Annotated in this window: 8 protein-coding genes and 5 pseudogenes; 11 read left to right on the top strand and 2 right to left on the bottom strand. The window is 65.4% G+C overall.

Annotated elements, in window-relative coordinates; translation table 11 throughout:
* Window positions 1–178: 178 nt before the first annotated feature.
* From rne to T428_RS32130, 3 genes and pseudogenes are all read left to right on the top strand, one after another.
* The gene (gene rne / locus T428_RS0115805; RefSeq protein ID WP_025737243.1) at window positions 179–2,908 is read left to right on the top strand and encodes a ribonuclease E; all 2,730 of its coding nucleotides are present in this window, start codon (window positions 179–181) and stop codon (window positions 2,906–2,908) included.
* Window positions 2,909–3,177: 269 nt separating this feature from the next.
* Complete coding sequence (locus T428_RS0115800; RefSeq protein WP_025737242.1) at window positions 3,178–3,816, top strand: TetR/AcrR family transcriptional regulator; 639 nt, start codon at window positions 3,178–3,180, stop codon at window positions 3,814–3,816.
* A 77-nt stretch (window positions 3,817–3,893) separates the two neighbouring features.
* Window positions 3,894–4,327, top strand: a pseudogene (locus tag T428_RS32130) (alpha/beta fold hydrolase).
* Here the strand turns inward: T428_RS32130 and T428_RS0115785 are convergent.
* Complete coding sequence (locus T428_RS0115785) at window positions 4,314–5,642, bottom strand: acyltransferase family protein (RefSeq protein WP_025737240.1); 1,329 nt, start codon at window positions 5,640–5,642, stop codon at window positions 4,314–4,316. The pseudogene T428_RS32130 and the gene T428_RS0115785 overlap by 14 nt on opposite strands.
* 90 nt (window positions 5,643–5,732) lie before the next feature.
* Between T428_RS0115785 and T428_RS28615 the strand changes: the two genes are divergently transcribed.
* The 7 genes and pseudogenes from T428_RS28615 (at window position 5,733) to T428_RS0115750 (ending at window position 11,880) form a co-directional block, all read left to right on the top strand.
* Window positions 5,733–6,680 (top strand): aldo/keto reductase, encoded by a 948-nt coding sequence (locus T428_RS28615; RefSeq protein ID WP_281173875.1) that lies wholly within the window; start codon window positions 5,733–5,735, stop codon window positions 6,678–6,680.
* Between the two features lie 110 nt (window positions 6,681–6,790).
* Window positions 6,791–7,541, top strand: a pseudogene (locus T428_RS28610) (cation:proton antiporter domain-containing protein); the annotation flags it as partial.
* Between the two features lie 80 nt (window positions 7,542–7,621).
* Window positions 7,622–9,343: an HAD-IC family P-type ATPase gene (locus T428_RS28605; RefSeq protein ID WP_425412042.1), complete on the top strand. Its 1,722-nt coding sequence runs from the start codon at window positions 7,622–7,624 to the stop codon at window positions 9,341–9,343.
* Window positions 9,259–9,480: pseudogene (locus T428_RS36135) on the top strand (hemerythrin domain-containing protein); the annotation flags it as partial. The gene T428_RS28605 and the pseudogene T428_RS36135, both read left to right, overlap by 85 nt.
* A gap of 390 nt (window positions 9,481–9,870) precedes the next feature.
* On the top strand, window positions 9,871–10,119 hold the full coding sequence (locus T428_RS0115760; RefSeq protein WP_025737237.1) for a hypothetical protein: 249 nt from the start codon (window positions 9,871–9,873) through the stop codon (window positions 10,117–10,119).
* Between the two features lie 138 nt (window positions 10,120–10,257).
* Window positions 10,258–11,269: pseudogene (locus tag T428_RS28600) on the top strand (Acg family FMN-binding oxidoreductase).
* 32 nt (window positions 11,270–11,301) lie between these two features.
* On the top strand, window positions 11,302–11,880 hold the full coding sequence (locus T428_RS0115750) for an Rv1733c family protein (protein ID WP_025737236.1): 579 nt from the start codon (window positions 11,302–11,304) through the stop codon (window positions 11,878–11,880).
* A gap of 94 nt (window positions 11,881–11,974) precedes the next feature.
* Here the strand turns inward: T428_RS0115750 and T428_RS0115745 are convergent, their stop codons facing one another.
* Entirely contained in the window at window positions 11,975–12,382 is a 408-nt protein-coding gene (locus tag T428_RS0115745) for a DUF302 domain-containing protein (protein WP_025737235.1), read from the bottom strand.
* 216 nt (window positions 12,383–12,598) lie between these two features.
* Between T428_RS0115745 and T428_RS28595 the strand changes: the two are divergent.
* Window positions 12,599–13,544: pseudogene (locus T428_RS28595) on the top strand (Acg family FMN-binding oxidoreductase).
* Window positions 13,545–13,739 lie beyond the last annotated feature (195 nt).

Here is a 13,739-nt window from a genome sequence, read left to right as displayed (position 1 = left end):
TGCCAGCTCGCGATGTTGCGCCGCATGTCAGGCCGACATTCAGCACGGCGCCGAGTTGGTTCTAGCCGAGTCGCTCGGGGCAAGACCATCACAAGCCCGGGAGAAGTGACCCGGGCACATAGCGAAGCCCTCGCGTGGCCGCGTCGACAAGACGCGCCCGGGGGCTTGAGGAGAATACGTGATAGACGGTGACCAGACTTCAGACTCTTCAACTGCGCCGGCTCAGGAGGACCTGCCGGACCGATTGAGAGTCCATTCCCTGGCACGGGCGCTGGGAACCACCAGCAAGCGGGTGGTGGACGCGCTCACCGCGCTGGACGGACGAATTTGCAGCGCACACTCCGGCGTGGACTACGAGGACGCGATCCGGGTGCGTGATCTGCTGTCGCCCCGGCCGCCGGCGAATTTCGTGGCCTTCAGCAGCGCCGAGTCGGCATCACCCGGGCAACCCGAACCCCGCGCGGTCGTCGACGCCGCGGTCGAGCGCCCGGCATACATGCCGCTGTTCGTGGCGCCGCAGCCGGTCGCGGTCGATGTGCAAACCCGCGCGGACGACAGCGCCGACACCGATAGCGACGATTCCGACGACGAAGAACAGACCGATCGGCCGGCCAACCGGCGGCGGCGCCGGGGCCGGCGGGGACGTGGCCGCGGCCGCGGCGAACAGGGCGGATCCGACCAGGACGACGACGGCGACGGCACGGGCTCGAAATCGGCCGATTCGGATGACTCCGACGACGCCGACGACCAGGACTCGGACGACTCCGATGACGGCGACGGCCCCGACGACGGTTCGCCGGATGGCGCCAGTCGGCGTCGCCGCAGGCGCCGTCGGCGCAAGTCGGGCTCCGGTGACGACAACGACGACAGCTTGTCACCCGACGATCCACCTAACACCGTCGTGCACGAGCGGGCGCCGCGCGGCAAGGGCGGCTCCTCCGACGACGGCGGCAGGGGCAACAACGGCTCGAGCAATGCCGAGATCAAGGGCATCGACGGGTCGACGCGGCTGGAAGCCAAGCGGCAACGCCGCCGCGACGGGCGGGACGCCGGACGCCGCCGCCCGCCGGTGCTGACCGAGGCCGAATTCCTGGCGCGCCGCGAGGCCGTCGAACGGGTCATGGTGGTGCGTGACCGGGTCCGCACCGAGCCGCCGCACCCGGGTGCCCGCTACACGCAGATCGCCGTGCTCGAAGACGGGATCGTCGTCGAGCATTTCGTGACGTCGGCGGCGTCGGCGTCACTCGTCGGCAACATCTACCTCGGCATTGTCCAAAACGTGCTGCCCTCGATGGAAGCGGCCTTCGTCGACATCGGCCGCGGCCGCAACGGTGTGCTGTACGCCGGCGAGGTCAACTGGGAAGCCGCGGGGCTGGGCGGGGCCGAGCGCAAGATCGAAAAGGCGCTCAAGCCAGGCGATTACGTCGTCGTCCAGGTCAGTAAGGACCCGGTCGGGCACAAGGGCGCCCGGCTGACCACCCAGGTCTCCCTGGCCGGCCGTTTCCTGGTTTATGTGCCGGGCGCGTCATCGACGGGGATCAGCCGCAAGCTGCCCGACACCGAACGCCAGCGTCTCAAGGAGATTCTGCGCGAGGTGGTGCCCGCGAACGCCGGCGTGATCATCCGCACCGCGTCCGAGGGTGTCAAAGAGGAAGACATCCGCACCGACGTCGCCCGGCTGCAGGAACGCTGGGAACAGATCGAGGCCAAGGTGGGCGAGATCAAGGAGAAGGCCGCCGGCGCGGCGGTTGCGCTCTACGAAGAGCCCGACGTGTTGGTCAAGGTCATCCGCGACCTGTTCAACGAGGACTTCGCCGGCCTGATCGTCTCCGGCGACGAGGCCTGGAACACGATCAACAATTATGTGAATTCCGTTGCACCGGACCTGGTTTCGAAGCTGACGAAATACGACGCGCCGCCCGGACCGGACGGTCAGCCCGACCCCGACGTGTTCGCGGTGCATCGCATCGACGAGCAACTAGTCAAGGCGATGGAGCGCAAGGTGTGGCTGCCGTCGGGCGGCACGCTGGTCATCGACCGGACCGAGGCGATGACGGTGGTCGACGTCAACACCGGCAAGTTCACCGGCTCGGGGGGCAACCTCGAGCAGACCGTCACCAAGAACAACCTCGAGGCGGCCGAGGAGATCGTGCGTCAGCTGCGGCTGCGTGACATCGGCGGCATCGTGGTCATCGACTTCATCGACATGGTGCTCGAGTCCAACCGCGACCTGGTGTTGCGCCGGCTCACCGAGTCGCTGGCCCGGGACCGCACCCGGCACCAGGTGTCCGAGGTGACATCGCTGGGCCTGGTGCAATTGACCCGCAAGCGGCTGGGAACCGGTCTGATCGAGGCGTTTTCGACGTCGTGCCCGAACTGCGGCGGCCGCGGCATCCTGCTGCATGCCGGCCCGGTCGACTCGGCCCAGACGGCGGGACGCAAGTCCGAGTCGGGTGGCCGGCGCGGCAAGCGGTCGAAGAAGAACCGATCCGAAGAGTCCTCCGACACGCTGGCCGTGGCCAAGGTGCCCGTGCACGCGCCGGGCGAACATCCGATGTTCAAGGCGATGGCCACCCGCGACAACGGCGAGGCCGACGAGGCCGGTGAGGATGTCGCCACCGAGATCGACGAGCAGACCACGGAGGTGGCGTCGGCCGAGCTGGCGGACGTGGACTCCGACGCCTTCGAGGACGACGAGACCGATCAGGACACCGACGACGTCGACGAGGAGGACTCGGTTGACGAGGACCTCGACGACGAGGATCTGGATGACGACGAGGACTCCGACGACGACGACGACAAAGGCGACGCGGAAGATTCCACGGACCACGCCGGGCCGGACTTCGGTCGTCACCGCCGCCGGCGCGCGGCGGGCAGACCGGCCGGCCCACCGATTCACGTCGACTGATTCATCTCAGCGCGATTTTCCGAGCCGTCAATTTACTCGGCAGTTACCGCGCGTTCGCCTGAGTTTCCTTAGATTGGCTTACTGTACTTACGCCTGATAGGTGATACACGGGAGACCGGCCCGGGTGTTCGCCCGGGCGCGCACCCCGCTCGCTGTGCAGGTCCCGCCGGCTGGATTGAGAAGACATAACTGACGAAATCGTCACATACGAGCTAACGCTCAGTCAAGGTCACTGACGAAATCCTCACAAGTGATGCATACTCGGTGGAATGACCGTGATGCCCGAGCCCAACCGCCTACAGCGGCGCAAGCAGCGCACCCGGGCGGCGCTGATCAAGGCCGCGCAGCGGTTGATCGCCGAGGGAAAACTCAACGTGCCGGTGCTGGAGATAACCCAGGCAGCCGACGTCGGGATGGGTTCCTTCTACAACCACTTCGACAGCAAGGAACAGCTGTTCGAGGCCGCGGTCGCCGACGTGCTCGACGCCCACGGGGGGATGCTGGACCGGATGACCGAATCGATCGCGGATCCGGCCGAAACGTTCGCGGCCAGTTTCCGGCTGACCGGACGGCTGTTTCGCCGGCGACCGCAGGAGAGCGAGATTTTGCTGGCGCACGGGCCGGCATTGCTGTCGTCCGAACGCGGCCTGGCTCCCCGCGCGCTGCGCGATATCAAGGCCGGTGTCGACGCGGGCAGGTTCGCCGTGGAGGATCCGGAACTCGCTCTGGCGATGGCCGGGGGTGCGCTGCTGGGGCTGGGAAAGCTGCTGCGCGACGACCCGGGACGCGACGACGCGCGCGCCGCCGACATCGTCACCGAAAACGTGCTGCGCCTGTTCGGGCTCAGTGCCGACGAGGCTCGCGCGGTCTGCGAGCGTCCACTGCCCGACGCGTTCGCCCAGACGTAACCGGGCGACCCTGTGCGATCGGGATTCGTCGTGCCATAGTCGGTTATCCGCACAAGTCCCGGACGAGGGGGTTGGCCATGGCCGTGGTCGTCAAACGTGACGGCGTCGAGATCCACTACAAGGACTGGGGAACGGGGCAGCCCATCGTGTTCAGTCACGGCTGGCCACTGTCGTCCGACGACTGGGACCCGCAGATGTTGTTCTTCCTCGAGCGCTGTACCCAAGGAAGTCTTCGACGCAGGGCATGACGGGTGACGCCAAGGCGCACTACGACGGGATCGTCGCCTTCTCTCAGACCGATTTCCCGGAAGACCTCAAGAGGATCACGGTGCCGGTTTTGGTGATGCACAGCAAGGACGACCAGATCGTCCCCTACGAGGTTGCCGGTCCGCTGTCGGCGAAGCTGTTGCCCAACGGAATCTTGAAGACCTACAGCGGCTTTCCGCACGGCATGATCACCACACAAGCCGATATCGTCAATGCGGACGTGCTGGAGTTCATTCGGTCATAGGCGCGGGGTCGGCGGGTCGCGGGCTGACCTGCCTGGGCCGAAGAGCCACCAGTAGCACCCCGACGGCGAAGACCACGGTGGTCGGCCAGGACAGCCGCCCGTCCGGAGCGAAGCCGACGGCGGCGACGGAGTGCAGTCCGTAGGCCGCCATCACCGCGCCCAGCAGCATGACCGGTTCGGCCCACCGCTGGGGCAGCGGAATGCCAAGCAGCGGAAGAGGAGCCGCGAACACCCGTCGTCCCCACCACAGCGTCACCAGCTCGATCGCGGTGACCAGGCCGAGGATGGCAACCCACTCCAGCCGGCCCAGCCACCATGCGGCCGTGCCTTCCGCCGGTTGCATCAACAAGCCGGCCGGGTAGCCGACCAGCGCCACGATCACGACAGGAATCATGTGCCACAAGTACAGGGCCATCACGTTGTCGTCGCCGACGGCGAGCACGCGCCGAATCGCGCCCGCGCGCAGGATGCGATTGAGCGCGGGCCCGGCCGCCATCGCGATTCCGGCCTGCGCGCAGCCGAAGGCCAGCATCGCCACCGTCGGTGGCGACGTGTTCTGCACGGCTTCACCGGGAATACCGATCATGCTGACCGGATAGTCGGCCTGCCAGATCAGTAGTGCCAGCGCGGTCCCCGAGACGGCGGCCAGCAGCACCGGCCTGCGGCCCGCGAGCAGCCCGCCGCGCCAAGCGATTCCGAGCTGATACAGCGTTCCCCAACACAGCAAATAGTTCAGCCAGCCGAGGTCATGTAAGGGGCCTTTCGTCAAGACGGTGTCCACCAGCGTGACCGCAACGGCCAGCGTCGCCGGCACCCATAGCCCCCAACGCCGGTGTGCGGCAACCGCAATCGGCATCAGCGACACCACTAGCACGTAGACGGCGAGGAACCACAGGTGCATCGCCACCGCCCAGTCCGCGTATTCGAGCAGTGAACCGCCGACACCGTATGCCGCCGCGGCGACCACGACCGCCGACACCAGCGCGATGTACACCGCGGTCGGCCCCAGCACCCGGGCGAGCCGGCGCCGAAGCCAGGCCTGGCGCGACGTCCCGCCGCTCTCGCGGTGATGCGTCCAGGACACGGCGCCCGCGTAACCTGCCACCAGGAAGAACACCGGGACCGCCTGGAACGGCCACGTCAACCACTGTGTCCAGGGCATGTCGACGAGCGGATTCTGCCGTCCGAATTGCCCGTCGTGATAGGTCACGGATCCGGCCAGCCAATGGCCCAGCACGATCAGGATCACACCCGAGACGCGGTAGTAATCCACCGCCAGATTGCGGACCGGACGCGCGGTGTTTGCGTGGTCCATCAGATCGCGGGAAGCTCGACGCGGTACACAGCGCCACGGTACCGGCATACGACAGGAGAACGTGCGATGAAATAGGCTCAGCTCGGCGACTTGCGGGTCGGCCGTATCGGCTTGGGCGCGATGGGTATGTCCGCAGCCTACTCGATCGGGGGCTTCGACGACACCGAATCCATCCGCACCGTGCACCGCGCGATCGATCTCGGGGTCACCCTGATCGACACCGCCGAGGTGTACGGCCCGTACGTCAACGAGGAGCTGTTGGCGCGTGCCCTGCGGGGGCGGCGTGACCGCGTGGTGCTGGCCACCATGTTCGGCCTGATCTCGCACACCGGACGCAACGGCCTCGACAGCAGCCCCGCCAACGTCCGTCTCGCGGTGGACGGATCGCTGAAGAGGTTGGCGACCGACTACATTGACCTCTACTACCAACACCGTCTCGATCGCGGCACCCCGATCGAGGACACCGTCGGCGCGTTGGCCGAGTTGGTTGCCGCCGGCAAGATACGGCACATCGGTCTGTCCGAAGTCGGCGTGAACACCATCCGCCGCGCGCATGCGGTGCAGCCAATCGCGGCCGTGCAATCGGAATACTCGTTGTGGACCCGCGATCCCGAAGACGGGATCTTGGCGGTGCTGCGCGAACTGGGCATCGGTTTCGTCCCGTACTCACCGCTGGGCCGTGGCTTTCTCACCGGCGCAATACGATCCAACGCGGAACTGCCCGACGACGACTACCGCAAGACCAATCCGCGCTTTTTCGACGAGAACTTCGGCCACAACCTACGCAGCGCCGACGAGCTGCGCGAGATCAGCACCGACGTCGGCGCCACCCCGGCCCAGGTCGCGCTGGCCTGGCTGCTGGCCAAGGGGTCCGACATCGCACCGATCCCGGGAACCAAAAAGGTTGCCCGCCTTGAGGAGAACGTCGGCACTGACGGCGTCAAACTCTCGGCCGAGCAGCTGGCCCGGCTCGACCAACTCACCCCGGCCGTCGGCGGCCACCACGCCGAAGCGCAAATGGGCTGGATCGACCGCTGAGCGCGGCTACAGTGAACGTTTCAGTGCCGCAACGGTTTCCAGGTCGTCGAGGGCCGCGACACCACCCCGAACAGCTCCATCGACACCATGCACCGGCCGATGATCTCCGTCCGCCGGTCCTTTCCCTGACAGCGCAGATCGCGATCGCTGACGGCGCGTGTATTGTGCTGCTGCCCTAGGCGATTGACCTGCGTAGGGCGCCGAAGGCAACCTTCGGGGCAGTCGCGATCGCTAGCTGCGCGGGCCTACTGTTCGCGGTGCTGCTCGTGCTTGATCGGCAAGGCTGGCGTCAACGCGCCCACGAGTATTCCGAGAAACACAAGCTTGCGTTGGAGCTGCGGACCAATTTGTTCGTTTTGTTCGCGCTGGCGGCACTTGCGCTCAGCACCCACGTGTCGATCATGTTGGCCGGCTTCGCGCTGGGACTGGTGATCGCTGCTGTCGGGGAACCGCGACGGCTGGCGCGTCAGCTGTTCGGGATCACCGAAGGGTTCTTCGGTCCGCTGTTCTTCGTCTGGCTGGGCGCGTCGCTGCGCGTGCGCGATCTGGGCGCGCATCCGAAATTGATTTTGTTGGGCGGTAGGGCTGGGCCTGGGCGCCCTGCTCGCCCACTGTGTGGGCGGGCTGCTCGGTCAGCCGCTGACGCTTGCCGTGCTGTCGGCAGCGCAGCTTGGGGTCCCCGTGGCCGCGGCCACGATCGGGACCGAAGAACACCTGCTGGCCGCGGGCGAATCGTCGGCGTTGATGTTCGGCGCCCTGGTGACGATCGCGTCCACCTCGGTGGCAGCGCTATTCGCGGCGCGCGGCCAGCCAGCTGCGGGTGAGTCGCACGCCGCTACGGGTCCAAAGACCCAGGACTGACGGCATTACGGCACTTACCGACAACGACTGCGCCTGTTCAACTTAGCCCGAACTAGTTGTGGCCGGAGGGATCGTCATGGGTGCCTGTTCTGCGGGCCGTTTCATTTCTTGGGCCGCGCTCGTCTGTCGAACCAATCTTGACGGGTGTTACCTTGGGCTTCTTGGTGGCCGGGGGAGGCGCCTGGCTGGCTGGTTGGCGGCACTTGGCCGGCGGTTGCTGGATCGCGGGTACCGTCGTCGCCATCGTGCCGGCATCGGCATGGGTCGTCGCCGGATTGCGCCGCAAGCGCGGTGGCGTCGACATTATTGCGCTGTTGTCTCTGGTCGGCAGTGTCCTGGTGGGCGAGTACTTGGCCGGCGCATTGATTGCAGTGGTGCTGGCGAGCGGGCGAGCGCTGGATGCGGCGGCCGGGCGACGCGCGGAACACGATTTGCGTTACCTGCTCGAGCGTGCCCCGCGATCCGCGCGCCGGCGACTCGGATCGCTGGTGAGCGTGATTCCATTGGCTGATGTCGGCATCGGTGATGTGCTGGTCGTCGGCCCCGGTGAGGTGGTGCCGGTCGACGGGCGGGTTGCCGACGTGGTGGCGGTGCTCGACGAGTCCGCTCTGACGGGAGAATCGCTGCACGTCGAACGCCGCCTCGGCGAGCCGGTCCGCAGCGGCGTGCTCAACGCCGGCAGCCCTTTCGAGCTGCGGGCGACTGCGCCGGCTGACCAGAGCACCTATGCGGGCATTGTGCGATTGGCGCAGCAGGCTGCGGAAAGCGCGCTGCTGGTGCGGTTGGCCGACCGCTACGCGACATGGTTTCTTCCGCTGGCGCTATCGCTGGCGGGGCTTGCTTGGTTACTGAGCGGATCAGCTGTGCGGGCTGTGGCGGTGCTGGTGGTGGCGACACCGTGTCCCTTGCTGTTGGCAGCTCCGGCAGCGATCGTTTCCGGTTTGTCGCGGGCCTCCCGCGAGGACGTGGTCATCCGCGGTGGTGGCGTCCTGGAAAATCTCGGTCGCGCAAAAACGTTGGTAATGGACAAGACCGGAACCCTGACTACGGGACAGCCGACGGTCCTCGACGTGGTAGCTGGCCCGGGCAGTGATACGGCTTCGGTACTGCGACTGGCCGCTTCGGTAGACCAATTTTCTCCGCACGTAATGGGCGAGGCCAGTGTCACCGAGGCCCTCAGCCGTGGCCTGCAGTTGTCGCTGCCCACCGAGGTGTCCGAAGATCCGGGGGTGAGCGTCACCGCCACCGTCGACGGGCGTCGGGTTTCGGTCGGCAAACTGCCCACCAACGCCGCGATCGACGCGTGGGCACGAACGGTGCTCAACCGCGCCCGTCTTGACGGGTCCGCCATCGCATGGGTCTGCACCGAAAATCGGGCGATCGGTGCCGTGTTTTTGCGAGTCCGCTCCGCCGCGAGGCGCCACGTAACCGTTCGGCGATTGCGTGAGGTGGGGCTGGATCGCTTGATCCTGCTCACTGGCGACCGACTCGAGCCGACGCGCGAGATCGCTACTGACTTGGGACTGGACGCGGTTCTCGCCGAACAGACGCCTGCCGACAAGTATGCCGCTGTGCGCGCCGAAAGCGAACGGGCACCCATCGCAACACCGACGGTCGCGCCAGCTAAGGCTGGGGCGTCATTGGACTCCATCACCGACCATCACCGTGGGCCGCGGCGGATCGCTGTCCAAAGCGCGATCCGCGCTGTCGCGCAGCAATCCGATGGCGTCGCGGAGTTGGTCGTGCTCGGCAGAGAAGCGTTGCAGCAGGTCTTCGGTGCCGGCAGGCTTATGCCGTACTGAGTAGTCGGCTTCTGCCCCACGAACTAGCCGAGGAAACACAGCTTTACCCCGCCCTAGCCCAGCCCCTAGGCAGGGAAGCGACCCCGACAATGAGCCGGACGCATGCCGAAATCCGGAGACTTTCGGACCGCGTCGGCACGCATCTGGCCATGGCGAAAGCGGAAGGGGCGATTAAATCGAGTCAAGTCGATGACTTGCTGGCGTGCCTCTATGGGCCGCACTCTGCTGCGGCTGCATTTCGTGCAAGAAGAAGAGAACTATTTCGTGCTAGCCGAAGGCGAGGCGGGTAGTTCCGAAAAGCACTGTTCGACAAGGTGATCGACATCTGCGCGCGCCTGATGACTTTGCTGAATGCAGTCATCTCGGGTCCTTCGGCCCGACGAGTGCGGTGACGAAGGACTCTCCAACCGGGACTTCGGCAATGCTCGCGGATGCGCCGGAAGTACTGCTGACCGGTTTCGTTTGCCTCTACTGGCTGAATCGGCCAAGTGGTCGAATCGGTTTCAAGGTTGTTCTAGGAGGCTGCCATGAGGTTCGCAAAACACTCCTCGCGTGGTGCGACGATGTACAGCATTACGGATCGTTTACACGGCGGCCGCACCGCTCGTGTGCACGGCAATGAGATCGCATCCATAGTCTCGGCGTGGCTCCGAGAGCTGGGTGCCTCCAGCCCGCTGGCTGAGGACCTCGCACGAGCGGTGTGCGTCGGCGACTGGGCCGCGGCCTACGCCGTCGGCAACCAGTTGTCTATCGAAGTGACTGTTGTCGCCGCCTAGCGCCTCAAGCTAGGAAGCACCCCCCGCGAATCAAAGGGTGGCACAAAGGTCCCTCGGACTGAGGTCGTCGTCCCCTCGCGTAACGGCGGCAAACCCGGAAACCTCGACATCAGAAGTTTTAGAAAGGGACGAACTGCCATGAACGCGCGCTTTCCCGATGCGGGCACGATTCGCACGGTCCTGGCTTTGGCATCTCGAGCCCCCTCGGTCCACAACACGCAGCCATGGCGCTGGCTGGTGGGTACGCAGATCCTGCATCTTTACTGCGATGCGGAGCGGCAATTGCCCAATACCGACCCGGACGGACGCGACTTGATCTTGAGTTGCGGCGCGGCGCTGAATCACTGCGTCGCCGCGTTTGCGGCGGTCGGATGGCATGCCAAAGTATCCCGCTTGCCCAACCCGGGCGATCCGAACCACCTTGCTGCACTGGAACTTTCACGCCACACGGCTGACGCCTCAGACATCGCACTTGCCGCGGCGATACCACGGCGGCGAACCGACCGCCGGCACTACAGCTCCTGGCCGGTACCCGTGGGCGACATCGCGCTGATGGCGGCGCGTTCGGCGCGCCATGGTGTGACGCTTTGCCAAGTCGAAGACACCGACAAGCTGCGCGAAATCGTGACGCAGTCCGTGTGGCGTGTGGGATCACATGAACCACGAATATCTCGCCGAACTCACCGCCTGGAGCGGCCGGTACGGCTCAGTAGCCGGCGTTCCGGCGCGCAACACGCCAAAATCCGACCGTGACGCCCCGCTACCGGGCCAGTACTTTGCCGGTCCCGTGCTTGCCGAGCCCCCTGATTCGTCAGCCGCTGAAGATAACGCCGTGGTTCTTGCGCTGGGAACACGTGCCGACGACCGCATGGCCCAGCTGCGTGGCGGCGAGGCCACCAGCGCGGTCCTCCTCACCGCCGCGGCGATGGGTTTGGCGAGTTGCCCGGTCACCGAACCACTTGAGATCGCCGAAACACGCGCGGCGGTGCGATCCGAGATTTTCGGCAGCAGCAACTACCCGCAAATGCTGTTACGGGTGGGCTGGGCGCCGATCAACGCAGACCCGCTGCCATCGACACCGCGGCGCGAACTAGCCGATTTCGTCGAGTGGATGTCCGACCGCGAACAAACATCACCGAGTAGCTGCTGATATCGGACACGCTAGCGCTCAGGAGAGTTGTGATGGAGACCTACACATTGGACCCGCGCTGCTGGCGAATCGCTCGCATCTTCGGGCGCAATCCGTTGCTGCGGCGCACCGACCGCATCGAAGCCCTGGCCCTGCTGATCGCATTCGTTGTGTTGCTCTTGGCGATTCCCTTCGCCGGCGTAGCAGGTGGCGTGACCTATAGCGTGCGCGATCGGCTCTACGTCCAAGAGGCGCAGGAGCGTCACGCGATACAGCCGACGATTACCGAAACCGCCGAGGCCGGCTCGGGTATCACTGTCGTGCAAGCGAAGTGGCCTATCGCTAACGCCGAGCGCACCGGTGTATTCGAACTGCCCTACGCGGGGGTCGGCGTGGGCGATCGCGTTGAAGTTTGGGTCGACCGCAAAGGCGACCATGTAGCCCGGCCGACCCCGGTGTGGCACGCAGTGGCAGACGCATCCGCCGCGGCTCTCGGGACACTGCTGGTGATGGGATTCGGGGTGGCGTTGCTCGTGCTGAACGTGCGTGCCCGCCTGAATCGGATTCGCAGTGCGCAGTGGGATCGCAAGATCAGCTGCTTGCAGGAAGACGGAGGCCGGACGATTCACTGACGCCAAGCGCGCCCGTGCAGCGCACCTTGGCGGTGCCGTCGATGCCAGGCCGCATCCCCCGCGCGTATTCGCTCGGTCGCGCGCCTGGAGGCAATCAACCGGAATGAGAATTCAGCGAGGCGATCGCGGCACCCAGCTTGGCAGTGATCTCGTCGACGATCGCCTTGAGCGCGGGCTCCCCGGTTACCACGACCGAAAGGCAGGGATCCATTGCGTCGACGATGGTCATGCCCGGCTCGGCCAAGTCGGCGCGCACCAAGACGTTGCAGGGGAGCAGCAATCCAATCTCGCGATCGATATCGATCGCTCGGTATGCCAGCTCCGGGCTGCACGCAGCAAGGATCAGATAGTCTTCCATCTCGATGCCGAGCTTGGTCTTGAGCGCCGTGGTGACGTCGGTTTCAGTGAGTACGCTAAAGCCCTGTTGGGCAAGGGCTTCTCGGGTTCTCTCGACCGCGCGTTCAAAGTCCGTTGCCAAGTGAGCCGATAGCGGAATACCCATGGCGAGTATCTGATCGTCTGGACACTGGCCGCGGTAGGGGCAAAAGTCCCGAACGGACGCAACGCCTAGGGTCGTATGTCCCTGGGGGACGAGGACGTTGGGCTACCGTGCGGGCCTCCCGGAGGTCCAATGGCCTAGTGTCGGGGACCAAGGACTCTGGCGCCAGCCGTACGCGTGTACGAGGGTCTTAGCCATATCGGATGAAGGGTGGCGACGATGGCCGAAACGCTGGCCGACACGAAAGCGATCACGACGGCAGTCGACCTTGCGCGTCACGCCCCATCGCTACACAACTCCCAGCCTTGGCGCTGGATTACCGACGGCATCACCGTCGACCTAATTCCCCGATCGACAACAAATCTTGAGTTCGGCCGACAAGTCCGGTCGCGAAGCGATCATTAGCTGCGGTGCTGCGCTCGATCACTTCCGGATTGCGATGGCCGCCGCCAGGTGGGCCACGAATGTCGATCAGTTTCCCAACCCGAACAATCTCGACCACCTGGTGACCGTCGATTTTGCGCCCGTTGACTACGTGGCACCGGCTCGGCGAGCCCGTGCGAACGCAATACTGCGTCGCCGTACCAACCGGCTACCGTTCCGCGCGCCGAAGCACTGGGCGTCGTTCGAACCCGTGCTGCGTAGCGCGTTCGACAACGACCTGGTCGTTATGGATGTGTTGCCCGACGCTGTGCGTCCGCGACTAGCCGAGGCGGCACGACTCACCGAAGCCTTGCGTCGTTATGACGACCTGTATCACGCCGAACTACGTTGGTGGACAGTCCGGTTGGCAGGATCGGAAGGGATACCGGAAAGCGCACTGGCGTCGCAGTCAGATGACCGCAGGGTCGACGTGAACCGCCGCTTCCCGATCGATCCGTCGAACGAGCGGAGTTCTGCGGGCACGTATGACCAAGCGAAGATTCTCATGTTGTCCACCGCCGGCGACGCGCGTGTCGATGCCCTCAACTGCGGCGAGGCGCTGTCGGCGATCCTGCTGGAGTGCACGATGGCCGGATTGGCCACGTGCCCCGTCACGCACGTCACGGAGTTAGAAGCCAGTCGGGACATGATCCGTGACCTCGTGAGTCGACCCGCTGCGGTACCGCAGGTCTTGATCAGAGTCGGCATCGAACCGGGGGGGTCGAAGGTTTACTTCGGTTAGGACTTCACTTTGAGGTAATGCTTTAGCCAATGTCTCTCCTGCCCTTCCCGCCGTCCTGAAACGAATAGTGCTGTGACACAGCAGATCTCATAGCTAGCCGCCAATCGCGGGCAGCTGTATGCGCAATCCGCTCAACTCGTTCGGTCCGGGGGTGGAGCACGAAGTCCCTTTAGTTTGCGGTTCCCTCTCCGCCGA

It is taken from the genome of Mycobacterium genavense ATCC 51234 (assembly GCF_000526915.1).
Taxonomy (GTDB): domain Bacteria; phylum Actinomycetota; class Actinomycetes; order Mycobacteriales; family Mycobacteriaceae; genus Mycobacterium; species Mycobacterium genavense.
The sequence above is the reverse complement of the archived record's forward strand: the minus strand, read 5'-3'. Positions and strand labels throughout refer to the sequence as shown.